We start from the raw sequence: 24276 nt of genomic DNA on the forward strand, positions 1-24276 counted from the left end.
CAGTAAAATCGCGAGGCGTAAGCACGGGTCCGGGCCATGAGGCCTGCCACCCGACCAGCCTTTCTGCGCGATATTTAACCGCCGAAAACATGATGCGGGGACTGGCGGCAATAAACTGTTAATACTATATTTAGCGTTTGCAGCCAAAATCACCACAAGATACAGAGTGTCCATCTCCGGATGATTCACCTGACTGACGGATGAAAAACTGGCTGCGCGCGTTCAAACCGTGCGGCCGGACGGGGACTTCATGCGCCGTCGGCGGCGCTTAAATTTCGAGGGACGAAGATGCGCATTGAGAGACGTTTCACCAAGCCGGGCCAATCGCGATATGCGGAAATCGAATTCCGCCAGGCGGTGAGCGAGATCAAGAATCCCGACGGCTCGATCGTCTTCCGTCTGGCCGACATCGCCGTGCCGGCGCAGTTCTCCCAGGTCGCCACCGACGTTCTGGCACAGAAGTACTTCCGCAAGGCCGGCGTGCCGAAACTGCTGAAAAAGGTCGAGGAGAACGACGTTCCCTCCTTCCTCTGGCGCTCCGTGCCCGACGCCGAAGCGCTGAAGGCGCTGCCGGAAAACGAGCGCTTCGGCTCGGAAACCGATGCCCGCCAGGTGTTCGACCGTCTTGCCGGCACCTGGGCCTACTGGGGCTGGAAGGGCAAGTATTTCACCTCGGAAGAAGACGCCCTCGCCTTCCGCGACGAACTCGCCTACATGCTCGCCACCCAGCGCGTCGCCCCGAACTCGCCGCAGTGGTTCAACACCGGCCTGCACTGGGCCTATGGCATCGACGGCCCCGGCCAGGGCCATTTCTACATCGATCCGTTCACGGCCAAGCTCGTCAAGTCGAAGTCGGCCTATGAGCATCCGCAGCCGCATGCCTGCTTCATCCAGTCCGTCGGCGACGACCTCGTCAACGAGGGTGGCATCATGGACCTGTGGGTTCGCGAGGCGCGCCTGTTCAAATACGGCTCCGGCACCGGCTCCAACTTCTCCTATCTGCGCGGCGAAGGCGAGAAGCTGTCGGGCGGCGGCCGCTCGTCCGGCCTGATGAGCTTCCTCAAGATCGGCGACCGCGCCGCCGGCGCCATCAAGTCGGGCGGCACGACGCGCCGCGCCGCCAAGATGGTCGTGGTCGACATCGACCATCCGGACATCGAGGAATACATCAACTGGAAGGTCAAGGAAGAGCAGAAGGTGGCGGCCCTCGTCACCGGTTCCAAGATCGTCGCCCGGCACTTGAAGGCGATCATGAAGGCCTGCGTCAACTGCTCGGCCGACAATGACGATTGCTTCGACCCGAACAAGAACCCGGCCCTGAAGCGCGAAATCCGCGCCGCCAAGAAGGATCAGGTTCCGGAAAGCTATGTCAAGCGCGTCATCCAGTTCGCCCAGCAGGGCTACAAGGACATGGAGTTCAAGACCTACGACACGGACTGGGATTCCGAAGCCTATCTGACCGTGTCCGGCCAGAACTCCAACAATTCCGTCTCGCTGAAGGACGACTTCCTGCGCGCCGTGGAAGATGACGGCGACTGGAATCTCACCGCCCGCAAGGACGGCCGCGTGATGAAGACGCTGAAGGCCCGCGACCTGTGGGACAAGATCTCCTATGCCGCCTGGGCATCGGCCGATCCGGGCCTGCACTTCAACACGACGATGAACGACTGGCACACCTGCCCGGCCGCCGGCCCGATCCGCGCGTCCAACCCGTGCTCGGAATACATGTTCCTCGACGACACGGCCTGCAATCTCGCCTCGCTGAACCTCCTGCAGTTCAAGGACGCCAAGACCAAGAAGATCGACATCGCCGACTACGAACATGCCGTTCGTCTGTGGACCGTCGTCCTGGAAATCTCCGTCATGATGGCGCAGTTCCCGTCGCGCCAGATTGCCGAACTGTCCTACGAATACCGCACGCTCGGCCTCGGCTATGCCAATATCGGCGGCTTCCTGATGTCGTCAGGCATTCCCTATGATTCGGCAGAAGGCCGTGCGCTGTGCGGCGCGCTGACCGCCATCATGACCGGCGTGTCCTATGCGACGTCGGCCGAGATCGCCTCGGAACTCGGCCCCTTCCCGGGCTATCAGCCGAACCGCGACAACATGCTGCGCGTCATCCGCAACCACCGCCGCGCCGCCCATGGCCTGTCGGATGGCTATGAAGGCCTGTCGGTCAACCCGGTCCCGCTCTTGCATTCGGAATGCACCGACCCGGCGCTCGTCGCCCATGCCACCGCCGCCTGGGACAAAGCGCTGGAGCTCGGCGAAAAGCACGGCTACCGCAATGCCCAGGTCTCGGTCATCGCGCCCACCGGCACGATCGGCCTCGTCATGGACTGCGACACCACCGGCATCGAGCCCGACTTCGCACTGGTCAAGTTCAAGAAGCTCGCCGGCGGCGGCTACTTCAAGATCATCAACGGCGCCGTGCCGGAGGCCCTTCGCACGCTCGGCTACACCGAAAGCCAGATCGCCGAGATCGAGGCCTATGCGGTCGGCCACGGCAATATCAACCAGGCACCGGGCGTCAATCCCGGGACGCTGGCCGCCAAGGGCTTCACCGCCGACAAGATCGAGGCGATCAACGGCGCGACCAAGGCCGCCTTCGACATCAAGTTCGTCTTCAACCAGTGGACGCTCGGCGCCGACTTCCTGAAGGACACCCTCAAGGTCACCGACGACCAGCTCGCCGACATGAGCTTCAACCTGCTCGAGCATATCGGCTTCTCGAAGAAGGACATCGAGGCCGCCAATATCCATGTCTGCGGTGCGATGACGCTCGAAGGCGCGCCCTTCCTCAAGGCCGAGCACCTGCCGGTGTTCGACTGCGCCAATCCGTGCGGCAAGATCGGCAAGCGTTACCTGTCGGTCGAGTCCCACATCCGCATGATGGCGGCCGCCCAGCCGTTCATCTCAGGCGCGATCTCCAAGACCATCAACATGCCGAACGACGCAACCGTCGAGGATTGCGGTGCGGCCTACATGCTGTCGTGGAAGCTGGCGATCAAGGCCAACGCGCTCTATCGCGACGGCTCCAAGCTCTCCCAGCCGCTCAACGCCTCGCTGATCGAGGACGAGGAAGACGAGGATGCACTGGACGACCTGATCCAGCAGCCGCTCGCCGCCCAGGCCGTCACCATCACCGAGAAGATCGTCGAGCGCGTCGTCGAGCGGGTGGTGCGCGAGCGCGAAAAGCTGCCGAACCGCCGCCAGGGCTATACCCAGAAGGCCACCGTCGGCGGCCACAAGGTCTATCTGCGCACCGGCGAATTCGGCGACGGCCGCATCGGCGAGATCTTCATCGACATGCACAAGGAAGGGGCCGCCTTCCGCGCGATGATGAACAATTTCGCCATCGCGATCTCGCTCGGCCTGCAGTACGGCGTGCCGCTCGAGGAATATGTGGAGGCCTTCACCTTCACCAAGTTCGAGCCGGCCGGCATGGTGCAGGGCAATGACGCGATCAAGAACGCCACGTCGATCCTCGACTACGTGTTCCGCGAACTCGCCGTCTCCTATCTCGGCCGCCACGATCTGGCGCATGTCGACACCTCCGACTTCTCCAACACCGCGCTCGGCAAGGGGATTTCCGAAGGCAAGACCAACCTGATCTCGACCGGCTGGACCCGCGGCTACAAGCCGACGCTCGTGTCGGGAAGCAATCTCGACCGCACGCTCGGCGAACCGAAGGGAGCGGCCACCGGCGCGCCGACCAAGGCCTCGTCCGGCGGCAACATTTCCGCCTTCGCCGGCTCGGCCGCCCGCAAGCTGGAAGTGACGACCGCGATTGCGACCTCGGAAGTGGTCTCGTTCAAGCGCGACTACGAGGAACGCGCGGTGGAAGAGATCGCCGAATCCGGCACCGAGGAGGCGACCGCCCTCTTCTCCGACAAGGCCGCCGCCGACGCCGCAGCCGCCAAGGCCGACGCCAAGAAAAAGGAAGCCGACCGCCGCATGCGCTCGATAGCCCAGGGCTATACCGGCAACATGTGCTCCGAGTGCCAGAATTTTACGATGGTGCGCAATGGGACCTGCGAGAAGTGCGACACGTGCGGCGCGACGAGCGGGTGCTCTTGAGCGCGGGTTCTAAATGAGCATCTTTGACGAAAGTTCAGTGGAGGCGAGCCATAACCGGCTCGCCTCTTCTGTTTCTGCCCAAGTTGAAGCCTTGGCGGCGTCGGTGGACCTAATACGAAAAGCTCTTCTGTATCAGGACATCGGCAGACACGATCCAAAAGATCACGGGGACTATCTCGCTGTCTCACAACTCGGATTTCGAGCTGTCAACGACGTCGGCGCCGCTATGAAGCTTCTTGACTGCGGATATTTCGTGCAAGCTGCGAGCCTACTGCGCGATATAGCCGAGATCGGGATCCTAGCCCTTCATTTCGCAGTATCACCGCGGGATATAACGCTTTGGAGATCGCTGAGCGGCCCAAACCAGTCAAACAAGTTTGGACCAAAAGTTCTCCGAAAAGGAGATCTGCAGGGCAGCTACAAGCTTGCCTATCTGGACGAAAGATTCAGATTGTTCTCCGACTATGGAACCCATCCATCAACGACGTCGATCGTTGCTCATCACGACGGCGCCCAATTTCATATGGGGCCTCATTTCAACGAAGACATCTACCTTAGCACCTATCGCGATCTCGCTGATCTTACGTGGCATTTCACCGATGCATGCGGTGACGCATACTGCGCGATTTTCAAGATAACGGTAGCGGACATACTTCCGGCGGAAACGCAACGGTTCAGGTTAGCTTGGAACGGAATTGCACCAGAGAAGCCGGAAGACACGGAAAGCTCGTTGGATACCTGAGTTAAGCCGAAACACGCCGCCCCACCTCTCCCCCTGTGGGAGAGGTTACAAAATCGCGGTCTTAGCGTCAGCTAAGTCGCAGATTTTGTTGGTGAGGGGGTAGGTCAGTGGGCACCAACGCACCCCCTCACCTGCAATTTCTAGCACTTAGCTGACGCTAAGATGCTGAAATTGCTTCCTCTCCCACAAGGGGAGAGGAACAGGCCACCCGTTCACTCCCCGGTATTCCTCAATTCACCAAGAATGGCGCGGCACACGGCGTCGGGACTGTCCGTCACCTCGTCGTTCCAGAAACGCAGGATCCGAAAACCTTCGGCGCGAAACGTCGCGTCGCGCACGGCATCGGTCGGGCTCTCGGCGTGCTGCCAGCCATCAACCTCGACGATCAGCCGCGCCTCGAAACAGACGAAATCGAGAATATAGCCCTTGAGCGGCACCTGGCGGCGGAACTTGAAGCCCTCAAGGCGCCGGTCCTTCAGCATTTGCCACAAGATATCTTCCGGGCGCGTGCCGTCCGCCCGCATGTCGCGGGCCCGCTTGCGATGAAGCTCCGGCGGACGGTGGCGCATTCGATCCCCCTGTCGCGTAGGAGAATAACACGGGGGCATTTCATGGAGAATGGGACAAACGATCCCCCTCACCTGCAATTTCTAGCACTTAGCTAAAGCTAAGATGCTGAAATTGCTTCCTCTCCCACAAGGGGAGAGGAAAAAGCCGCAAGCCTCGACGCTCACCTCTCCCCCTGTGGGAGAGGTTACAAAATCGCGGTCTTAGCGCCCGCTAAGTCGCAGATTTTGTTGGTGAGGGGGGCGGCAGGCGGGCACAAGAGCGCGACTACCTGCAATCATCTCAAATCCTGCCCCCTCAATTGCCGGGGCTTCCCCGCCTTCCGGAACAGCCTCATCATACTTCGGAGTGACACTACTGGAAACCCGTACCTACCTATGCTAGATTTCGAGTGGGACGACGACAAGGCGGTGGCCAATCTTGCAAAGCACGGTGTCAGCTTCGCGGATGCCTCGACCGTGTTCGATGACCCATTCGCCCTCGACATCGAGGACCGATCGATGGACTACGGGGAAGTCAGGCGCCGTGTTGTCGGCATCGGCCACGGACGGCATCTCACCGTCGCCTATACCGAGCGCGGAGAGACGATCCGGATCATCTCAGCCAGACGGGCGACCCGTGCGGAACGCAGGGAGTATGACAATGCCAGATGGTAAAACCACGCCGTCGGACTGGTCCCGCCTCGACGCCATGAGCGACGCGGAAGCCGAAGCCAACGCGCTCAGCGACCCCGACAACCCGCCCCTGACGGCGGATCAGCTCCGTGCTGCGCCGCGCATGCCCCAGATCAAGGTCATCCGCCGGGCCTTGCGTCTGACCCAGGAAGCGTTTTCCACGCGCTACCAGATCCCGCTCGGCACGCTGCGCGACTGGGAACAGGGTCGCTCCGAGCCCGATGCCCCTGCCCGCGCCTATCTGAAGGTGATCGCCGTAGACCCGGAAGGGGCTGCAAAGGCACTGGCCAAAGGCGCCGCCTGAACGCCAACCCCCAGCCAAAAAAACACAAAAGGCGCCGGTCACCCGGCGCCCTTTGCATATCCAAGCCTCTGAAAAGACTAGAACTTGTAGTTCACGCCGCCCTTGATGACATGGTCGCTGATGTCGGTGTTGGAGGTCGAGACGCCGTTGAAGCTGCGCACGTCGTTGGTGCGGACATAGTTGTATTCGACCTTGGCCGAGAGGTTGGCGTTGAGGTTCTGCTCGACGCCGACGCCGAGCAGGTAGCCGGGCTTCCAGCCATCCGGGCCTTCGGCGTTCTTGCCGTCGCGCAGGCTGGTCATGGCCATGCCGGCGGTGCCGTAGATCAGCGTTTCGCCCATGGCGGCACCGGCCTTGGCCTTGGCGGCCAGGCGGTGACGTTCGACGAGCTCACCGCCGGGAACGCCGACGCGGGTGTCGCCGAGATGCGAATATTCCAATTCGCCGCCGACGATGGCGCCGCCCATTTCGGTGTTGTAGCCGCCCTGGATGCCGCCCATGAATTCCTTGTCGCCGGAAAACGGGTTGATCTTCTCGGACGACATGCCGGCATGGATACCGGCATAGGCACCGGTGAAGCCGGAGGATGTCGCGGCCGGCTCTTCATAGGAAGGGGCGGGTTCGTTGTAGGTCAGGTCGGCGGCGATGACAGGGGTGGTTGCAATTGCCGCCGTCAGCGCCAGCGCGAAGGACTTCACGGTCTTGGTCATAGGTTTACTCCATACAGAGCCCGCATCCGAAGGGAGCGGGCGAACACTCAACTACACAAGCCTGCCGCGGCGCGGTCCCTCTCGCCGGACCATTGCCCCCCGACGATCCCGCGCGACCGGCAGGTTGCTTCTAAATTTCATGAATCAATAAACACATCCTTAACCGACGCGGCGCGTTCTCAAGATTCGAGCGAGACGTTTTGCCGCAATGCGCCGGCCGGTCGCGCACCGAAGGCCCGCCGCTAGGCGAACGCCGCCGAAAGGGTGATCGGCACCGCCTTCAGCGCCTTCGACACCGGGCAGCCGACCTTGGCCTGCTCGGCGATTTGCCTGAACTTCGCCTCGTCCATGCCCGGCACCCGGCCTTCGAGCGAGAGCGCGATCGCGGTGATCTCAAAACCCTCGCCGACCTTGTCGAGCGACACCTTGGCGAGCGTTTCCAGGCTCTCGGCCGGCGACCCCGCCTCCTCCAGCATCTTCGATAGCGCCATGGTGAAGCAGGCGGCGTGCGCCGCACCGATCAATTCCTCGGGATTGGTGCCGGCGACGCCCTCGAACCGGATCTTGAAGCCGTAGGGATGCTGCTTCAACGCGCCACTTTCGGTCGAAACGCTGCCGCGCCCGTCCTTCAACCCGCCGCTCCACTGGGCGGAACCATGTTTCTGAATGACCATTTGCTGTTCTCCTTGCCGATTTGCGCAGACTGCCTGTCGCCATGGGGAAACACCGGCGGCGCCGGTCTGTTCCCTGCTTTCGGCGGTATCCTCCAGCGCCCGACAATTCTCGGTCGACCCGCCAATTCTCCGCCAGCGCACCAATCGCCGGTCGGCCCACCAGTCCTCGGTCAGGCCTGCAACCGGCCGGCGGGCGATCTCCCCCCTTGAGGGGGAGATGTCGGCGTAGCCGACAGAGGGGGGTGACCGCGTGCGAGCGCCCTCACTTTTCGTGGCTCGGTCGCGCTCCCACCTCAGGGCGAGGCTTCCCTATGCACCCCTCACGCTGAGCGGCCCGAGCAAGACGAGGACCTCGAAGCATCCAGCCATACCCCCCTCTGCCCTGCCGGGCATCTCCCCCTCAAGGGGGGAGATCGGCGCGCGGCACCGTCCTGTCCACTGCCAACCATCCAAAGCCCGGCCACCAACCACCCGAATGCCCGGCCACCGCACATATCCTCCGGCGCCCACCAATCGTCGGTCAGCCCACCCATGCCGGTCAGCCCCCCAACCCTCCGTCAGGCCAGCAATCCGGCCGGCGGGCGATCTCCCCCCTTGTGGGGGAGATGTCGGCGTAGCCGACAGAGGGGGGTGACCGCCCGCCACCACCTCAAGACCGGGGAAGATCCATCCCGTTTCCCCAGCAAAAACAACAGAGCGCAGCGAAGATCTTCCCCGCCCCCGCGCCATGCCCGATACTGCCCCCCGTCCCGCCATCGGTTACACCGGTTAGCGTTGCCGGCGAGGCGGGACCGGTGCCCGGGGGCGCGGTCGAGACGCGGACCGCTTCTCCGGGGCCTGGCATGAAGGGTCTCCCTCTCGCCTGAAACAGGGCGGGGCGTGCCTGTGGGGCACACATGATTGGACCGGCGACTGGCGGGGGTCTCCCCCGGCTTTCGTGGCGCGGCGGGGATAAGAATAACAAGCACCCGCGAGCGCAACCCTGGAAAAGGTGCCGTCATCCGCGCAGAGAGACCAAGTTTGCCCGGCAAAAGACACCGAACGGGACACGATCGGGTGTCATGTAATCTAACTTAGTCGCGGCACGCGATCGTGTCCCGGCCGACTACCCCTCCCAAGAAAAGGGAGGCACCGCAATGAAGCCATGCCACGGGGCGGAACCGCCCGCGTGAAGGAATAGCCGTATTCACCGCATGCGCGACTGGACAGCCGCGTCCTGTCCGGCCATCAAGGCCACCAGCATTGCCCCGACCCGCGAGTCGGTCTGCAGGAAGGAAAACCCCATGCCGAGCCCCATCATCGAAGCGGTGCCCGATCACCCGGCCGAGGAAGACCGCTATGCGGTCTACACCGCGCTGAGAGACTACAACACCGCCCAGACGGGAAAGAGCGACCGGCCGGATTTCGCCGTGCTGGTGCGCCATCCGGAGACCCGCGCCGTCGAGGGCGGGCTCTATGGCGAGGAAAGTTTTGGCTGGGCCTTCATCCGCTATCTCGTCGTGCCGGAGGCCTATCGCGGCCAGGGGATCGGCAGCCGGCTGATGGCGGAGGCGGAAAAGATCGCCCGGGATCGCGGCTATGTCGGCATCTGGCTCGACACCTACGAGTTCCAGGCCCGGCCGTTCTACGAGAAGCTCGGCTATCATGTCTTCGGCGAACTCGAAGGCGGCAACGGCGCCCACGGCCAGTTCTTCCTGAAGAAACGCTTCTGACCTCCGCCATCGCGTCGTCTCGGCCATAACACCGGCCATCACGCCGGACGGAGAGCCCGCCGGCCGCGGCCGCCGTCAGCCGCCGAGCGCGGCGATCACCTGACCGGCGGCGCGCTCGCCGCTCATGAAGGCGCCGTGCGCCGTGCCGTGATGTTCGAAGATCGTGTGCTCGCCGGCGAGGAACAGCCGGGCGGCCACCGGTTCGGCCAGCCGGTTAAAATCGGCGGGCGTGCAGCCGACCGCGGGATAGGAATAGACGCCGAGCGCGAAGGGATCGCGCGACCATTGCGCGGTGACCATCTTCTCCGGCGGCCGCGCCTCGGCCCCGAACATCTCGCCCAGCACGGCGCTGATGTCGGCCTGGAGCTCGGCCTCGCTCATGGCTTCGGACTTCAGCGCATAATCGCCGGTCGAGACCAGGGTGAGGATGCTGGCGCCGCTCACCGGCATGAGGTTGATCATGGTCGGCCAGCGGCCGCGCTCCCTGGCGGCATAGCTCAGGAACTGCGTCTCCTTGGGCCAGAAGCAGCGGTCGAACTTCAGCGAAACCTTGGTGACCGCGCCGAAGCCGAGGCTGGCGATCGAGCCGGCATGGCCCTTCGGCAACGGCGGATCGAAGACCACATGGCCGGCCTTGAGCACGCCGAGCGGCAGCGTCGAGATGACATGCGTGCCGCTGTGGCGCTCCTTCGCCGTCTCCACCACCACCTGGCCGCCGCCATGGGAAATGCGTCGGACCGGTTCGCCGAGCCGGATGTCGAGCCCCTTGGCCAACCCTTCGACGACGCGACCGAGGCCGTCCGGCAACAGGGCTTCCGGGCCGTCGAAACCGCGATCCTCGCCATATTGCAGGGCGGAGATCCGCGACAGCGGCGCGCCGCCGTCGTCCTCGATCTCGCTCGACAGCATCCAGCCCGAGAGCGGATCCTTCAGCATGCCCGGATCAAGCTGGTCGATCGCTTCCAGCAGCGACAGGTCGCTGCCCTCCTCCGCCTCGTCGGCGGCCTTCTCGAGGACGGCCTCGAAGGCGTCGACCGCGTCCTCCAGCTCCCATTCCTCCGGGCGCTCGCCGTCCGGAAGCCAGACCTCGTAGTCGTCGTAATTGCTGAAGAAGGTGGAAAGTTTCAGGTCCCGCACCAGGCCGGCGAGCGGATTGCCGTTCATGCCGTGCATCCAGCTCGCGCCGCGCTCGACCGCGACCCCGAGGCTCCGGTCCGTGCTGATACGGCCGCCGATCCGCTCGCGGGCCTCGATGACGATCACCTCGATGCCGCGCTCCTTGAGCGTGCGGGCGGCGGAAAGCCCGGCGATCCCGGCACCGACGACGATCACCCGCGGCTTGCCCACCGAAGCGGCAAAGGCCGGCCTGAGCGCCGGGTTCGCCAGCAGCGTGCCGGCAGTGCCCGCGGATAGGGCGAGCAGGCGTCGCCGCGTCAGCTCAGGCGGCATGGATTGCTCCGTGCGCATGGCGTGGCGCGTCGCCGTCACGGCGATGATCCTCGCTGCGCTCGTCGGCGGCGAAGCAGGCACGGCCGCGGCCGCCGTCCTTCGAGGCATAGAGCGCCCGGTCGGCCGTCGCCATGATGGCATTGGCGCCCGCCGCATCGTCGGGAGCGATCGCGACGCCGAGGCTGATGCCGACATCGGTGGTGATGCCGTTGTCGAGCGTGATCGGCTGACCAACCGCGGTCATGATCTGGCTGGCGAGCAACGAAAGACGAGCACGGTCGCTGAAGGCGTCGACAAGGATGACGAATTCGTCGCCGCCGATGCGGCCGACCAGGCCGCTTGTGCCGACGACTTCGGCCAAGCGGTCGGCAACGGTCCGGATCACCAGATCGCCGGCGGCGTGGCCCCAGGTGTCGTTGATCGTCTTGAAGCGGTCGAGATCGCCGGCGATTACGGCAAAGCGCGAGCCCGCCGCCTTCTCGGCCGCCGCCTCGAGCGCATGGCCGAAGCTCAGCCGGTTGGCAAGGCCGCTCAACGGGTCGCGAAGGGCGAGCGCCCGGTTGCGCTGCTCGCTCTCCTCGAGCATGAGCGACAACCGGCGGATATGATGGACGATGAACAGGCTGGCGAGCGCCAGAAGCGAGGAGAGAAGGATGCTGACCGGCACCACCACCTCCCAGATATGCGAGCCGGGGGCCGCTCCCTTCCAGTCGAAGCTGCCGATCGCCCGGCCGGAAGCGGAGACCAGCGGCACCTTGCCGCCGGCGCCCGAGCTGAAGGTCAGGTCGGCAAAGTCGAGCTGCGAATTCAGGTCGCGCACGAGATCGCCGTCGATCGGCTTGGCCGAGACGACGATGAACGGCGCGCCATCGGGCAGCGCCACCTCCTCGTCGTCCGGAACCACCGCCATGGCGGTGGCGATCATCGGTTCGCCGTCGATCTCGGCGATGGCGAATTCGGCGATCCTGCCGACCTCGCTGCTCGTCACCTGCTTCTGGCCAAAACCGCCGGCAATGGCGATGCGATTGGCGTTGTGGCGGTCGACGGCGCGCTTGGCGATCAGGGCCAGATCGCCGGCCGGGTCAGCGGCGCGGCGGGTGAAATCCACGCGGTCCTCGTGGGCCGACATGACGATCTCACCGCCCGGATCGAACAGGAAGGTGCGGTCGTGGCCGAAATCAAACCAGAGCGAGCCTACGAACTCCTCCTCGATGAAGGCCTCGCGGAATTTCAGCGTGATGTATTTGACCGAGCGGTCCCAGCGCGACACGCTCAGCTGGTCGCGGGCGATCAGGCTCTGGCGGTCCTTCAGCGCGTTGACGAACAGCGTGCGTTCGGTGACGGCGGCCTGCTGGTCGGCCTCTTCGGAGGCGATCCGGCCGACATAGAGCAGCGACAGCGTCGACAGGCCGATCAGCGTCGCCGCGAAGGCGAGCACCAGCCGTGACAGCCGTCGCGGCGACACCTGCTTGCCGTCTCCCTCGGTTCCAATCTCTGCCGTCATCTCGTCGCGCCCGTTGTTTGTCGGTCCGCGCAGTATGTCGGCGAGCGCTTAAGACCCGCTTAAATTGGGGAGGCAGGAGATTGCCTTGGGTCGATATGCTTGACGGAGGATGAAGCACCGGGCGGATGCAGACGAAAAAGAACCCCGGTGGAGTCGGCCGGGGTTCAAGTGGAGCGGGAGTGGCATTTTCCGACTGTGCCGTCAGGCTCGGGTCAGCTCTTGATCGGGTTGCGGCGGCGCCAGTTGCGCAGTCGCATGCGCGGCGCGATCAGTCTGGCGATGAACGGAGCCACCACGAACGAGGTGACGACGACCAGCGGCAGCAGGTACTTGGCGTTCTCGGCGAGAGCCGGGATGGACAGGACCGTGATCGCGCCCGTCCCGAAGATGACGGCATTCACCATCATCGAAACGAAGAAGGTCAGATAGGTGTCGGTCTTCATCGGACTGCTCCTGAGTGTGAACTGTTGACTGTCAACGCGGCGTCAGACGGATTGTTCCGTGATCGTGATCGAGTCCGAGCCGAGGCGGTCCTTGCGGGCCGCGGCAAACGCTTCCTTAACCGCGAAGGTGCTACACTGCCGTTCGCAATTTCAACGGACAGACGAGGAGCAGATGGCCAAGCCGACCTTCCGCTTTACCCACTACGATCTCAAGGAACAGCGCGCCGGCGCCATCATCGAGGTGACGCTTTCCGCCGTCAACAATGTGCGGCTGATGACGCCCGGCAATTTCCAGCGCTTCAAGGAAGCCCTCGATTTCAAGTATCTCGGCGGCGTGGCGAAGAAATCGCCGATCAAGCTCACCATTCCGGAAAGCGGCCACTGGCATCTGATCGTCGACATGGAAGGCCATCACGGCCTTGCCGACTCCTCGGTCAAGATGATTGCCGCGCCGGCAGCGGCCAAGGCGTCCTGAGCGGGGGCCTCAACCGCCGCGCTCACGCCTGAGCTTCGCCCACCAGTCCAGCCGCTTGCGGATCTCGCGTTCGAACCCGCGCTCCGGCGGATCGTAGAAGGTCTTGCGGCCCATCTTCTCGGGAAAATAGTCCTGGCCGGAAAAGGCGTCCGGCTCGTCATGGTCGTAACGATAGCCGTCGTTGTAGCCTTCCGCCTTCATCAGCTTGGTCGGCGCATTGAGGATGTGCTTCGGCGGCAGCAGCGAGCCGTTCTCCTTGGCGGCGCGCATCGCCGACTTGTAGGCCATGTAGACGCCGTTCGACTTCGGCGCGGTGGCAAGATAGACGCAGGCCTGCGCCAGCGCCAATTCGCCCTCCGGGGAGCCGAGATAGTCATAGGCGTCCTTCGCCGCATTGCAGATCACGAGCGCCTGCGGATCGGCCAGACCGATGTCCTCGACCGCCATGCGCACCAGCCGCCGCCCGAGATAGAGCGGATCCTCGCCGGCATCGAACATGCGGCAGAGATAGTAGAGCGCGGCATCCGGATCGGAGCCGCGCACCGACTTGTGCAGCGCCGAGATCAGGTTGTAGTGGCCGTCCTGGCCCTTGTCGTAAACGGGGGCGCGCCGCTGGACGATGCGGGTCAGGCCCTCGGTGTCGAACACCTCGCCTTCCCTCGCCGCCCGCCAGACTTCCTCCGCCAGCGTCAGCACGGCGCGGCCGTCGCCGTCGGCCATGCGGACAAGGCTTGCCCGCGCGTCGGCGTCGAGCGGCAGCGGCTTGCCCTCCACCTCCTCGGCCCGCTTCAGGAGCGTACCGAGACTTTCCTCGTCATGCGGCTTGAAGGTCAGGACCCTGGCGCGCGACAGAAGTGCGGCGTTGAGTTCGAAGGACGGGTTCTCCGTCGTCGCGCCGACGAGGATCACGGTGCCGTCCTCCATGACCGGCAGGAAGCCGTCCTGCTGGGCGCGGTTGAAGCGGTGGATCTCGTCGACGAAGAGCAGCGTCTGGCGGCCGTCCATGCGGCGCATGCGGGCAGCCTCGAACACCTTCTTGAGGTCCGCGACGCCGGAAAAAATAGCCGAGATCTGCTCGAAGGCAAGACCGGCCTCGCCCGACAGAAGCCGCGCCACGGTCGTCTTGCCGGTGCCGGGCGGGCCCCAGAAGATCATCGAGCCGAGCGAGCCGGACGCGATCATGCGCGCCAGCACGCCGTCCTCGCCGGTCAGGTGCTCCTGGCCGGTGACTTCGGCCAGCGTCTTCGGGCGCAGCCGGTCGGCGAGCGGCCGGCGGGCCTCCACGTCCTTGGGAAGATGCGGCGCGAAGAGATCGCTCATCGGAAGATCTGCCGGATGCGCTGGCCCTCGCGCTCGACCTCGACACGCCAGAAACCCGGATCTTCTCCAGCTGCCTCAGCCATGGCGGCAGTCGAGGTGATGTTGACGCCGTTGACCGAGATGATGATGTCATGCGGCGCAAAGCCGAGCCGGGCGGCCGGCGAACCGGGAGCGATCTCGGTGATCACGACGCCGGTGACTTCGGACGGCATACGCAGATCGTAGGCAAGCTTCGGCGAAAGATTGGCAATCTTGGCGCCGGCAAAGGGACTGCCGCCCTCGATCAGCCGCTCGTCGCGCGGCGTGGTCTCCGGCGCGCCGGCAAGCGTCATGGCGATCTCAGATTCCCGGCCGTTCTCGCGGATGGAAAGCGTCACCTTCTTGCCCAGACCGGCGGTCGTCAGGCGGTAGCCCAGCGCATCGGGATGCTCGACCGGGATGCCGTCGATGGCGACCACCACCTGTCCGGCCTTCAGGCCGGCCTTGGCCGCCGGCCCCCCTTCGGCAACACGGACGACGAGCGCGCCGCGCACCTTGTCGAGACCGAGCGCCTCGGCGACGTCGGAGGTGACGGGATCGAAGCTCGCGCCGACATAGGGCCGCTCGAAGCTTGCATCGCCCCGCTCGGCAGCGGCGAGGAAGACCTTGACCAGATTGGCGGGGATGGCAAAACCGATGCCGTTCGAGCCGCCGCCCTTGGTGAAGATCGCCGTGTTGATGCCGAGCAGTTCGCCCTTCATGTTCATCAGCGCCCCACCGGAATTGCCCGGATTGATCGAGGCGTCGGTCTGGATGAAGAAGCCGAAATCGCCCTCCGTCACGCGGTTGCGGGCAAGCGCCGAGACGATGCCGCTGGTCACCGTCTGGCCGACGCCGAAGGGATTGCCGATGGCGAGCACCAGATCGCCGACCTCGACCTTGTCGCTGTCGCCGATCGCAAGTGCGGGAAGCTCTTCCTTCGCGTCGATCTTGAGGACCGCGAGGTCGAGACGCTCATCCTTCAGTACGACCTTGACCGGGAATTCGCGGCCGTCGGAGAGCGCCACCTTGATGTCGTCGGCACCGTCGATCACGTGGTTGTTGGTGACCACGATGCCGTTGGCGCCGACGATGACGCCGGAGCCGAGTGAGGACTGCTTCTCAGTCCGGTTCGGCATGCGCTGGCCGAAGAACTGTTCGAAGAAGGGATCACCCGCGAAAGGCGAGACGCGGCGCTGCACCATGCGCTCGGCATAGACGTTGACCACCGCGCCATGGGTCTGCTTGACCAGCGGCGCAAAAGACATCTGCATGTCGGCGGCCGACTGGGGAACGCGAAGCTCCTGCGCGAAGGCCGGCACCGGCAGCGCCACGAGAAGCGCAAGCGCCGAGACAGCCAAACCACGAACGATGCCCTGCATGGGGTACTCCTCATTGTTTCCAAGGATCAATAGGCGCCGGACAAGCAAAAGAAAAGCGCCGGCGCCGCACCGGACGGCGCGTTCCCCAAAGGTAATCGCGAATTGAACTTTTCCAAGGCGGGGGCGTTGGGCCTGACGAAATGATCAAGGAGTATCCGTCATGCCGACCAGCCCGTTCGCTCGCCTGTCACAGCCTATCGCCGCGCTGACGATCCTGGCCAGCCTCGGCACGGGATTTCCACTGTCGGCGACGGCCGCCAGCTTCGACTGCGACAAGCCGGACCTCGCCGCCGACGAAACCGCCATCTGCGCCAATCGCGACCTCAACGACATGGACGTGAAGATGGTGACCATGTTCGAACTGATCACCGGCCTTCTGCCGATGGGCAATCGCGGCGTGGTGCAGGACGAGCAGGTGGAATGGCTTTCGAAACGTCAGGCCTTTAACGCCGATCTCGCCTGTCTGAGGGTGGTCTATGCCGAGCGAGTGAATCAGCTAACCCTGGTCTATGGCCAGATCGAGCGGCCGAAATGACGGGTGCGGGAGGATCGAAGGATGACAGGAAAATTAGGCTATCAGCTAATTACCAATGCAGCGAAGCTCGCGCCGTTGAACCTTCTCGGAACGCGGAATCCAGCCTGGAACTGGCGCGCTCCGCGGGCAATAGATTCCGGTAGCAATTAGCGCTCTCAGACAACCTCGATCAGCGTCTCGCCCCGTTCCAACGCCTGCAAGATTGCCGGTAGCGCCTTTTCGAACCAGACGAGCAGATCCCGGCGGCGTGCGTTCGGCAGGCGGACCCACACGATGGCTGGGCCTTGCACGGTCAATGCCTTGCGCTGAGCAAAATCCTCGTCCTTCGTGACGATAACCGACCCGGTCTTCAGCGCATGTTCCCAAATCTCGCGATCGGAGGCTGACTGCATCTCGCAATCCATGACGTGCATCGCGTCATGGCCCAGATCACACAGCCAGCGCGCAAGCGCGGGGGGAAGTTGCGCATCGACCAGAAAGAGAAAGCGCATCAAGCCACGCGGAGTACAGGATGATCACTCTGCCGCGCCGCAAACTCCAGCGCAGCGACGATGTCACCAACCTCCAGTATGGGGTAGTCGTCCAGAATTTCCTCCTGGCTGGCGCCCGAAGCGAGAAGATCCAACACGTCCTTCACGCGGATACGCAGATGGCGCAGCGTGGGCCGACCGCCGCACAGTTCCGGATTCACCGTAATCCGATGCAGTTCAGACATGTTCTTCCCTCAAGCCGATTGCGCCATACCGACTGTAACACAACGCGCCGGCGGTTCCATCCGCCGATGCGCTGGTTGTGGACTCGAAGAAAGGATGCGTCCTTACTCCGGCAGGATCCGCACCGCGCCGCGGTCGGCAGAGCTGGCGAAGGCGGCATAGGCCTTGAGCGCGGTCGTGACATTGCGCTTGCGGGGGCTCGACGGCTTCCAGCCGAAGGCATCCTGCTCGGCACGGCGCTTGGCCAGCACGTCTTCTGCAACGGCCAGGTTGATGGTGCGGTTCGGGATGTCGATCTCGATCGTATCGCCTTCGCGCACCAGGCCGATCGTGCCGCCATTGGCGGCTTCGGGCGAGGCGTGGCCGATGGAAAGGCCGGACGTGCCGCCGGAGAAGCGGCCGTCGGTGATCAGCGCGCAGACCTTGCCGAGGCCCTTCGACTTCAGATAGCTGGTCGGATAGAGCATTTCCTGCATGCCCGGGCCGCCCTTGGGGCCTTCGTAGCGGATAACGACGACGTCGCCGGCGACGACCTCGTTGGACAGGATCGCCTTGACCGCCGCATCCTGGCTTTCATAGACCTTGGCCGGACCGGTGAACTTCAGGATCGACTCGTCGACGCCGGCCGTCTTCACGATGCAGCCGTCGAGCGCCAGATTGCCCTTGAGAACGGCCAGACCACCGTCCTTGGAGAACGGATGCTGGGCATCGCGGATGACGCCGTTTTCGCGGTCGAGGTCGAGCTCTTCCCAGCGGGCCGCCTGACTGAAGGCGACCTGGGTGGGAATGCCGCCCGGGGCGGCGCTGAACAGCTTGAGGGCTGCCGGGTCCTCCGAGACGGAAATGTCCCACTTGGCCAGTCCTTCGCCAAGGGTCCTGGCGTGAACGGTCGGCAGATCGGCATTGAGCAGACCGGCGCGGTTCAGTTCACCGAGAATGGACATGATGCCGCCCGCGCGGTGCACGTCTTCCATGTGCACGTCGGCCTTGGCCGGGGCGACCTTGGACAGGCACGGAACCTTGCGCGACAGGCGGTCGATGTCGTCCATGGTGAAGTCGATCTCGGCCTCGTGGGCGGCGGCGAGGATGTGCAGAACGGTATTGGTCGAGCCGCCCATGGCGATGTCGAGCGCCATGGCGTTCTCGAAGGCACCCTTGGAGGCGATGACGCGCGGCAGCGCGGTTGCGTCATCCTGCTCGTAGTAGCGCTTGGCGAGCCCGACGATGCTGCGGCCGGCCTCAAGGAAGAGTTCCTTGCGGTCGGCATGGGTGGCGAGCGTCGAGCCGTTGCCCGGGAGCGACAGCCCGAGCGCCTCGGTCAGGCAGTTCATTGAGTTGGCGGTGAACATGCCCGAGCACGAGCCGCAGGTCGGACAAGCCGAGCGCTCGATGGTCTGCACGTCCTCGTCGGAAATCTTGTCGTCGGCGGCGGCGACCATGGCATCGACCAGGTCGAGCGCGACCTTCTTGCCGTGCATGACGACCTTGCCGGCCTCCATCGGGCCGCCCGAGACGAAGATCGTCGGGATGTTGAGGCGAAGCGAGGCCATCAGCATGCCGGGGGTGATCTTGTCGCAGTTGGAGATGCAGACCATGGCGTCGGCGCAATGGGCGTTGACCATGTATTCGACGCTGTCGGCGATCAGTTCGCGCGACGGCAGCGAATAGAGCATGCCGTCATGGCCCATGGCGATGCCGTCGTCGACGGCGATCGTGTTGAATTCCTTGGCGACACCGCCGGATGCCTCGATCTCGCGGGCGACCAGCTGGCCGAGGTCCTTGAGGTGCACGTGGCCGGGGACGAACTGGGTGAACGAGTTGACCACGGCGATGATCGGCTTGCCGAAATCGCTGTCCTTCATGCCGGTGGCGCGCCAAAGGCCGCGCGCACCCGCCATGTTGCGGCCGTGGGTCGTGGTTCTCGAACGATAGGCTGGCATCGGTGTTACCTCGGATCTTCTCTTGGTTCTTGCCGGGCTTGGGGCTGGCCGAAAAGCATCGGCTGCACGCGTTTGCGCACCGGAATTTGACCTTGTGATAGGGCAAGGCCCCCATTGTGTCACTATCAGCATAGCGTAAAACGGTACGCTTGGCATCCCGGCCGCTTCATCCGGCGCAGCCCGCCGGGGCATGCCGGCCAGACCGAACCGGTCGCTCAAGGCACCTACACGAAAATGTGGTCGGGAGTTTCTTTTCGTTACGATGAAACTTTGGCGAGATTTGCTACGTAGAGAGACATAGACCGCATCCACAGCGAAAGAGCAGACCATGGCCCGCTACCGCCCGCCGAAGATCGCCTCGAGCGAGATCACGCCGCAATCGCTTTACCTCAACCGCCGCAGCCTCATCGGAGCGGCCGCGGGCGGACTGGCGCTTGCGGCGGCGCCCAAGGCCTTTGCCGCGGCCATTGCCGCAAAGCCGAGCGCCTATGTGCTGACCGAAAAGCCGACATCCAAGCAGGACGTCACCAGCTACAATAATTTCTACGAGTTCGGCACCGACAAGATCGACCCGATCAACAATTCCGGGTCCTTCAAGACGCGGCCCTGGACGATCGAGGTTGGCGGGCTGGTGGCCAAGCCCCAGGTGATCGACATCGAGGCGATCCTCAAGGACTTCCCGATGGAAGAGCGCGTCTACCGGATGCGTTGCGTCGAGGCCTGGTCGATGGTCGTCCCCTGGGTCGGCTTTCCGCTGGCAAGCCTGCTCGACCGGGTGGAACCGCTCGGCTCGGCCAAATATGTCGCCTTCGAAACCGTGGTGCGGCCGGACGAGATGCCGGGTCAGCGCGGCCTGTTCCAGCCGATGAAATGGCCCTATGTCGAGGGCCTTCGCCTCGACGAGGCACGCCATCCGCTGACCATACTGGCGACCGGCCTCTATGGCGAGACCCTGCCGAACCAGAACGGCGCGCCGCTGAGGCTCGTCGTGCCGTGGAAATACGGCTTCAAGGGGATCAAGTCGATCGTGCGCATCACGCTCACCGAAAACGAGCCGCCGGCGAGCTGGAACGTCATGCAGCCGGGCGAATACGGCTTCTATGCCAACGTCAATCCGGCGGTCGACCATCCGCGCTGGAGCCAGGCGACCGAGCGGCGCATCGGCGAGGAAAGCGGCCTGTTCGGCGGGGCGCGCATCGATACCCTGCCCTTCAACGGCTATGCCGACGAAGTGGCGGGGCTCTATACCGGCATGGACCTGACGAAGTTCTACTGACGAAACCCAGAACAATGCTTCGCCCCCTCATCCGGCGCTGCGCGTCACCTCTTCTCCCCGATGGGGAGAAGAGGTGACGCCGCCGCCCTGCCCCTTCAAGGCATGGGACGCCGAGGGCGCGGCCCCATTGATACCGGAGCCTGACGATGGCCATGCCTGCCCTGCCCGCCCGATACAAGCCCGCCTCCGTCTGGGGGCTCTATGTGATCGGTCTGCTGCCGGGGCTCTATGCCTTCTATCTCGGCATTTTCGGCGGGCTGGGCGCCGATCCGGTGCGGACCTTCGAACACCTGCTCGGGCTCTGGGCGCTCAGGTTCCTCTGCCTCGGGCTCACGGTCACGCCGGCGCGCGACCTGTTAGGCATTAACCTAATTAGCTATCGGCGTGCGCTCGGCCTCCTCGCCTTCTACTACGTGCTCGCCCATTTCGCCGTCTATCTGACCCTCGACCGCGGGCTGATCCTGTCGTCGATCGCCGGCGATATTCTGAAGCGGCCCTATATCATGCTCGGCATGGCGGGGCTCACGATGCTGGTTCCGCTGGCGGCCACCTCGAACCGCTGGTCGATCCGCAGGCTCGGGCAGAAGTGGAACCGGCTGCACAAGCTGGTCTATGCGATCGCGGCCGCCGCCGTGCTGCACTATGCGCTGTCGCTGAAGGCGATCACCGCCGAACCGGCCTTCTACATCGCCGTGGTGATCGTGCTTCTGGCCTACCGGCTGGTGCGGCCGAGGATCATGGCCTGGAAGCGGGCCAACAAGCCAGGCAACAGAACCGTCCGCGCGCCGGTGGCAAGCACCGGCGACTGACAGGCGCGCGCGGCGCGGCGTCCTCTCCGTACCAATCAAAGTCTGCACAATCGCGGCCGTGCAACGACAGAGGCGGCCCATCCATGCGATAGACTCCGCACCAGTCCCCGGAATGCCGGGGCAACCACATGCGGAGACGTCCATGAAAGCGAAGGTCGCGGTTCTGTTTCTGGCGATGACCTCATTGGCCGCCCCGTTGCCGGCACACTCCGAAGACGGCATGACGACGACGACGCCGGTATTCGGCCAGATCGTCTCCTACCAGCTGCCGGCGGGCTTTCAGCCGAGCTACGAAGAGGCCGGCGCGGACGGCTACATCCAGGAAGCCGTGCCGGCGGGCGAGACCGTGAACGACTGGTCGCAGATGATCACCATGACGGGCATCAAGGACGCCGAGGGGCAAGCCCAGATGCTGGAGGACGCCGCCCAGGTGCAGGCAGGACATTTCCAGCAGGCCTGTGCGGAGACCTTCACCGGAACCTCGTTCGGGGCGACCGAGATCAACGGCCTGGCCGGACTGGTGGTCTTTCTCGGCTGTGGCACCGTGGCGCCATCCGAGGAGGGGCAGGACGCGCAGAGCGAAACCGCAGTGATAATCTACGTCAAATCGGCCTTCGGCTATGTCACGGTGCAATGGGCCGAGCGCGGCCCGCCCGTGGCCGCTCGGCCGGAGTACGACATCGACACCTGGAAACCACGCCTCGCCCAGCTCCTGCCGATCCGCCTCTGCGACGCCGTCGCCGGCGAAGAACCGCCCTATCCGAGTTGCAACGCAAAGCCATGAGAAGAGCGCGCATTGGTGGCCATTACCCTAGCGGAAGCGAAAGACGCTGCATGATTGCGAGCGGTGGCCGTCCCTCTTCTCCCCAGCGGGGAGAAGGTGGCGCGTAGCGCCGGATGAGGGGGAGCGAAGCTCATGTTCGCTGTGCATATGGTGGCTTCGCCCCCCTCATCGCCTCGCATGCGCTCGGCACTTCTCCCCGCTGGGGAGAAGAGGGAGATCCAATGCCGGCCCCGAAAATGCGGCCGTCGTACTGACATCACCTCGATGAACGCTTCCCGGAAAACGACTCGAAGAGCCGCCGGTCTCTGCGTGCCGCTCAGGCCAGCCAGGCCGGCGGGGCGGCAGGCGGTGTGCCGCTCAGCCCAGCCAGGCCGGCGCGGCCGCAGGCGACCGGCCAGTGACGGCCGCCGTGACGCAGTCGGCAAGGGCGGTAAAGCGCACCTGCTTGCCGCTGAGGCCCGGGCCGTAATGGGCGTATTTGCCGGAATTGGTGAGGATGGTGCGGGCTGCCGGCGGGACGATCGGCTGCATCACCGTGCACCAGCAGGCGTCGCGCACGAAGGTGATGCCGAAGGATTCGAGGGCGGCGGCAATGCCGGCCTCGACGATGCGGGCATGGGTGGCGCGGCTCAGGGTGACGGTGACCGCCACGTCCGCGTGTTTCGTCCGGTCGGCACAGAGATTGGCCAGCGCCTGGCACTCATCAAGCGAGAAATGCGGATTCCCCAGCGCGACGAGATCGATCGGCTCGCCGATCGTCGGGTTGAAGTGATGCCAGTCGGCGGCAAGGTCGCTTCGGCTCACGCTGACGGTCGGAAGTGCCTGGCCGCCGGTCGCTGCGGACAGCGCGGGCGCCTCCGGCGTGACGCCGATGATGTGGAACATTGGCGCAGCCGACGTCGTGGCGAAGGCGGCGCCGAAGGCCTTGAGGTCGTCGGCGCTCGGTCTGGCCTGCTCCAGGCCCGTCACCGCAGGGATGGTGTTCGGTGCCAGCGTGCCGACCCGGTAGCCGAGCAGCGGCCAGAAGCTGTCGTCGCGGCCCTCCATCGCCTCCACCTCGACGACCAGCCGCGCCTTGCGGTTCTCGTCCAGATGACAGCCGGCCTCGGGGGCCCGGCCGGTGAGCGCGATGCAGATGTCGAGGAAATCCGGATATTTCATCGTGCGGGCGCCGAGCACGCTATTGGCATAGACGACGGCGTTCGATTCGGCCCAGGCGATGTTCTCGCCCTCGGCCGGCGCGCCGTCCAGCTGGTAAGGCGCGCAGGTGAAGGTCGGGCGGGCGCCCATGCGGACATAGGCATCGGCCAGCGCGCTGGCCGCCATCGAGAGAACCGGATCGGTGCCCTGCTCGCGCCAGCGGGCCTGGTCGGCGGAAATGGCATTGAGCGATGTCGGCACGACGACCCTGCCGCCCCAGTCCGCCAGCTTCTCAGCAAAGTCGAGGCTCGCCGGGCCGGTATAGATGCAGCCGTCAACATGGACCTGGGCGACGTCGATCAATCTCTCGGCGCCGAGCAGTTCGGCCATGCGCACGACGATCCGCATGGCGGTGCGCGTCGCCTGCGGTACGACGTCAGAGAGCAGGTGTCGGTCCTTGTCGCTCAAGGCGAGTTTCGGCAAGGCTGCGGGCGGCGCAGCGTCGTCCGGTCCCTGGCTGGCGCCGGGCTCGGAAACCATGCCGGCCTCGATGCGGATGCTGCACAGCCCGTCGAGGCGGGCGAAAGCCTCCGGACTGAGGACGGCGATCGGCAGCGAGCGGCCGTACATTTCCTCGGCGACCATGACGCCGAGCGTCAGGATCTCCTCGGCCTGGGAAAAGACCATGCCGGCCGGCGCCTTGCCGTTGAGGATGAGCTGCATCAGCACGGCGCTGCCGGTGCAGGAACCACGGCCGCCGGGAATCGCCAGGATCGTGCCCTCAAGGCAGCGGCCATGCAGCGGGTGCGCCTGGTCGATCACCATGCCCGTTTCCGGATCGACTCCGCCCCAGAAGCTGAGCGCCGTGTCGGAAAAGAGCAGCGGCCCTTCGGCCGTCCCGTCGATCAGCAGGCGTGCGGGCGCGGCAAACGGCGCTCCCCCGGATTCGACTGACATGCGCTTCCCTTCCCCGATGACCGAACTCATCGACTAGCACGCCCGAGGGGCAAATCAAGCGCCAAGCC

At 64.6% G+C, this 24276-nt stretch carries 22 protein-coding genes; 10 read left to right on the forward strand and 12 right to left on the reverse strand.

Annotated features, from left to right (window positions below; translation table 11 throughout):
• Positions 1-288 precede the first annotated feature (288 nt).
• Positions 289-4080 carry a vitamin B12-dependent ribonucleotide reductase gene (locus L867_RS0104995; RefSeq protein ID WP_028735857.1) on the forward strand — a complete coding sequence of 1264 codons (3792 nt, stop codon included), beginning with the start codon at positions 289-291 and terminating at the stop codon, positions 4078-4080.
• A gap of 13 nt (positions 4081-4093) precedes the next feature.
• Positions 4094-4822, forward strand: coding sequence for a hypothetical protein (locus L867_RS0105000; protein ID WP_028735858.1), 729 nt, complete (start codon positions 4094-4096; stop codon positions 4820-4822).
• Positions 4823-5034: 212 nt separating this feature from the next.
• Here L867_RS0105000 and L867_RS0105005 read toward each other — a convergent pair whose 3' ends face one another.
• A complete protein-coding gene (locus tag L867_RS0105005; protein WP_028735859.1) occupies positions 5035-5391 on the reverse strand; it encodes an endonuclease domain-containing protein in 357 nt (118 codons plus the stop codon).
• Between the two features lie 375 nt (positions 5392-5766).
• Between L867_RS0105005 and L867_RS0105010 the strand changes: the two genes are divergently transcribed.
• Together L867_RS0105010 and L867_RS0105015 are read left to right on the forward strand one after the other, a co-directional pair.
• Positions 5767-6045: a BrnT family toxin gene (locus L867_RS0105010; protein ID WP_028735860.1), complete on the forward strand. Its 279-nt coding sequence runs from the start codon at positions 5767-5769 to the stop codon at positions 6043-6045.
• Complete coding sequence (locus L867_RS0105015) at positions 6026-6367, forward strand: helix-turn-helix domain-containing protein (protein WP_028735861.1); 342 nt, start codon at positions 6026-6028, stop codon at positions 6365-6367. Before L867_RS0105010 ends, L867_RS0105015 begins: the two co-directional genes overlap by 20 nt.
• 77 nt (positions 6368-6444) lie before the next feature.
• Here the strand turns inward: L867_RS0105015 and L867_RS0105020 are convergent, their stop codons facing one another.
• Positions 6445-7077: an outer membrane protein gene (locus L867_RS0105020; protein ID WP_028735862.1), complete on the reverse strand. Its 633-nt coding sequence runs from the start codon at positions 7075-7077 to the stop codon at positions 6445-6447.
• Positions 7078-7319: 242 nt separating this feature from the next.
• On the reverse strand, positions 7320-7751 hold the full coding sequence (locus L867_RS0105025) for an OsmC family protein (RefSeq protein ID WP_028735863.1): 432 nt from the start codon (positions 7749-7751) through the stop codon (positions 7320-7322).
• A 1283-nt stretch (positions 7752-9034) separates the two neighbouring features.
• Here L867_RS0105025 and L867_RS0105035 point away from each other — a divergent pair.
• A complete protein-coding gene (locus L867_RS0105035) occupies positions 9035-9463 on the forward strand; it encodes a GNAT family N-acetyltransferase (protein WP_028735864.1) in 429 nt (142 codons plus the stop codon).
• 75 nt (positions 9464-9538) lie between these two features.
• Here the strand turns inward: L867_RS0105035 and L867_RS0105040 are convergent, their stop codons facing one another.
• The 3 genes from L867_RS0105040 to L867_RS0105050 all read right to left on the reverse strand — a co-directional run bounded on the left by L867_RS0105040 (position 9539) and on the right by L867_RS0105050 (position 12859).
• A complete protein-coding gene (locus L867_RS0105040; RefSeq protein WP_051438832.1) occupies positions 9539-10912 on the reverse strand; it encodes a flavin monoamine oxidase family protein in 1374 nt (457 codons plus the stop codon).
• Positions 10902-12416 carry a diguanylate cyclase domain-containing protein gene (locus L867_RS24625; protein WP_051438833.1) on the reverse strand — a complete coding sequence of 505 codons (1515 nt, stop codon included), beginning with the start codon at positions 12414-12416 and terminating at the stop codon, positions 10902-10904. The genes L867_RS0105040 and L867_RS24625 overlap by 11 nt, the downstream gene beginning before the upstream one ends.
• A gap of 212 nt (positions 12417-12628) precedes the next feature.
• The gene (locus tag L867_RS0105050) at positions 12629-12859 is read right to left on the reverse strand and encodes a hypothetical protein (RefSeq protein ID WP_028735866.1); all 231 of its coding nucleotides are present in this window, start codon (positions 12857-12859) and stop codon (positions 12629-12631) included.
• A gap of 172 nt (positions 12860-13031) precedes the next feature.
• Here L867_RS0105050 and L867_RS0105055 point away from each other — a divergent pair, with 172 nt between their 5' ends.
• Entirely contained in the window at positions 13032-13334 is a 303-nt protein-coding gene (locus L867_RS0105055; RefSeq protein WP_028735867.1) for a DUF1883 domain-containing protein, read from the forward strand.
• A 9-nt stretch (positions 13335-13343) separates the two neighbouring features.
• Here L867_RS0105055 and L867_RS0105060 read toward each other — a convergent pair whose 3' ends face one another.
• A complete protein-coding gene (locus L867_RS0105060; RefSeq protein WP_028735868.1) occupies positions 13344-14654 on the reverse strand; it encodes a replication-associated recombination protein A in 1311 nt (436 codons plus the stop codon).
• Positions 14651-16054, reverse strand: coding sequence for a DegQ family serine endoprotease (locus tag L867_RS0105065; protein ID WP_028735869.1), 1404 nt, complete (start codon positions 16052-16054; stop codon positions 14651-14653). The genes L867_RS0105060 and L867_RS0105065 overlap by 4 nt, the downstream gene beginning before the upstream one ends.
• A 160-nt stretch (positions 16055-16214) precedes the next feature.
• Between L867_RS0105065 and L867_RS0105070 the strand changes: the two genes are divergently transcribed.
• Positions 16215-16589 carry a lysozyme inhibitor LprI family protein gene (locus L867_RS0105070; protein WP_051438834.1) on the forward strand — a complete coding sequence of 125 codons (375 nt, stop codon included), beginning with the start codon at positions 16215-16217 and terminating at the stop codon, positions 16587-16589.
• Between the two features lie 155 nt (positions 16590-16744).
• On the opposite strand, the gene L867_RS0105075 is transcribed toward L867_RS0105070, so the two are convergent.
• From L867_RS0105075 to ilvD, 3 genes are all read right to left on the reverse strand, one after another.
• Entirely contained in the window at positions 16745-17080 is a 336-nt protein-coding gene (locus tag L867_RS0105075) for a DUF5615 family PIN-like protein (protein ID WP_037172631.1), read from the reverse strand.
• Positions 17080-17304, reverse strand: a complete 225-nt coding sequence (locus L867_RS0105080) for a DUF433 domain-containing protein (RefSeq protein ID WP_028735872.1) — start codon at positions 17302-17304, stop codon at positions 17080-17082. Before L867_RS0105080 ends, L867_RS0105075 begins: the two co-directional genes overlap by 1 nt.
• A gap of 102 nt (positions 17305-17406) precedes the next feature.
• Positions 17407-19242 (reverse strand): dihydroxy-acid dehydratase, encoded by a 1836-nt coding sequence (gene ilvD / locus L867_RS0105085; RefSeq protein WP_028735873.1) that lies wholly within the window; start codon positions 19240-19242, stop codon positions 17407-17409.
• Between the two features lie 328 nt (positions 19243-19570).
• Here ilvD and msrP point away from each other — a divergent pair, with 328 nt between their 5' ends.
• The 3 genes from msrP (at position 19571) to L867_RS0105100 (ending at position 22111) form a co-directional block, all read left to right on the forward strand.
• Complete coding sequence (gene msrP, locus L867_RS0105090) at positions 19571-20518, forward strand: protein-methionine-sulfoxide reductase catalytic subunit MsrP (RefSeq protein WP_028735874.1); 948 nt, start codon at positions 19571-19573, stop codon at positions 20516-20518.
• 146 nt (positions 20519-20664) lie between these two features.
• Complete coding sequence (msrQ, locus tag L867_RS0105095; RefSeq protein ID WP_037172639.1) at positions 20665-21327, forward strand: protein-methionine-sulfoxide reductase heme-binding subunit MsrQ; 663 nt, start codon at positions 20665-20667, stop codon at positions 21325-21327.
• A gap of 142 nt (positions 21328-21469) precedes the next feature.
• Positions 21470-22111 carry a hypothetical protein gene (locus L867_RS0105100; RefSeq protein WP_028735876.1) on the forward strand — a complete coding sequence of 214 codons (642 nt, stop codon included), beginning with the start codon at positions 21470-21472 and terminating at the stop codon, positions 22109-22111.
• Between the two features lie 357 nt (positions 22112-22468).
• Here the strand turns inward: L867_RS0105100 and lhpI are convergent, their stop codons facing one another.
• Positions 22469-24208, reverse strand: coding sequence for a cis-3-hydroxy-L-proline dehydratase (gene lhpI, locus L867_RS0105105; protein ID WP_051438835.1), 1740 nt, complete (start codon positions 24206-24208; stop codon positions 22469-22471).
• Positions 24209-24276 lie beyond the last annotated feature (68 nt).

Origin of the sequence: Paenirhizobium selenitireducens ATCC BAA-1503 (assembly GCF_000518785.1) — a bacterium.
Taxonomy (GTDB): domain Bacteria; phylum Pseudomonadota; class Alphaproteobacteria; order Rhizobiales; family Rhizobiaceae; genus Allorhizobium; species Allorhizobium selenitireducens.

Coding starts and splice junctions, on each gene's coding strand:
- L867_RS0104995 (WP_028735857.1), top strand. CDS start 289: ATGCGCATTGAGAGACGTTTCACCAAGCCGGGCCAATCGCGATATGCG.
- L867_RS0105000 (WP_028735858.1), top strand. CDS start 4,094: ATGAGCATCTTTGACGAAAGTTCAGTGGAGGCGAGCCATAACCGGCTC.
- L867_RS0105005 (WP_028735859.1), bottom strand. CDS start 5,391: ATGCGCCACCGTCCGCCGGAGCTTCATCGCAAGCGGGCCCGCGACATG.
- L867_RS0105010 (WP_028735860.1), top strand. CDS start 5,767: ATGCTAGATTTCGAGTGGGACGACGACAAGGCGGTGGCCAATCTTGCA.
- L867_RS0105015 (WP_028735861.1), top strand. CDS start 6,026: ATGACAATGCCAGATGGTAAAACCACGCCGTCGGACTGGTCCCGCCTC.
- L867_RS0105020 (WP_028735862.1), bottom strand. CDS start 7,077: ATGACCAAGACCGTGAAGTCCTTCGCGCTGGCGCTGACGGCGGCAATT.
- L867_RS0105025 (WP_028735863.1), bottom strand. CDS start 7,751: ATGGTCATTCAGAAACATGGTTCCGCCCAGTGGAGCGGCGGGTTGAAG.
- L867_RS0105035 (WP_028735864.1), top strand. CDS start 9,035: ATGCCGAGCCCCATCATCGAAGCGGTGCCCGATCACCCGGCCGAGGAA.
- L867_RS0105040 (WP_051438832.1), bottom strand. CDS start 10,912: ATGCCGCCTGAGCTGACGCGGCGACGCCTGCTCGCCCTATCCGCGGGC.
- L867_RS24625 (WP_051438833.1), bottom strand. CDS start 12,416: ATGACGGCAGAGATTGGAACCGAGGGAGACGGCAAGCAGGTGTCGCCG.
- L867_RS0105050 (WP_028735866.1), bottom strand. CDS start 12,859: ATGAAGACCGACACCTATCTGACCTTCTTCGTTTCGATGATGGTGAAT.
- L867_RS0105055 (WP_028735867.1), top strand. CDS start 13,032: ATGGCCAAGCCGACCTTCCGCTTTACCCACTACGATCTCAAGGAACAG.
- L867_RS0105060 (WP_028735868.1), bottom strand. CDS start 14,654: ATGAGCGATCTCTTCGCGCCGCATCTTCCCAAGGACGTGGAGGCCCGC.
- L867_RS0105065 (WP_028735869.1), bottom strand. CDS start 16,054: ATGCAGGGCATCGTTCGTGGTTTGGCTGTCTCGGCGCTTGCGCTTCTC.
- L867_RS0105070 (WP_051438834.1), top strand. CDS start 16,215: ATGCCGACCAGCCCGTTCGCTCGCCTGTCACAGCCTATCGCCGCGCTG.
- L867_RS0105075 (WP_037172631.1), bottom strand. CDS start 17,080: ATGCGCTTTCTCTTTCTGGTCGATGCGCAACTTCCCCCCGCGCTTGCG.
- L867_RS0105080 (WP_028735872.1), bottom strand. CDS start 17,304: ATGTCTGAACTGCATCGGATTACGGTGAATCCGGAACTGTGCGGCGGT.
- ilvD (WP_028735873.1), bottom strand. CDS start 19,242: ATGCCAGCCTATCGTTCGAGAACCACGACCCACGGCCGCAACATGGCG.
- msrP (WP_028735874.1), top strand. CDS start 19,571: ATGGCCCGCTACCGCCCGCCGAAGATCGCCTCGAGCGAGATCACGCCG.
- msrQ (WP_037172639.1), top strand. CDS start 20,665: ATGGCCATGCCTGCCCTGCCCGCCCGATACAAGCCCGCCTCCGTCTGG.
- L867_RS0105100 (WP_028735876.1), top strand. CDS start 21,470: ATGAAAGCGAAGGTCGCGGTTCTGTTTCTGGCGATGACCTCATTGGCC.
- lhpI (WP_051438835.1), bottom strand. CDS start 24,208: ATGTCAGTCGAATCCGGGGGAGCGCCGTTTGCCGCGCCCGCACGCCTG.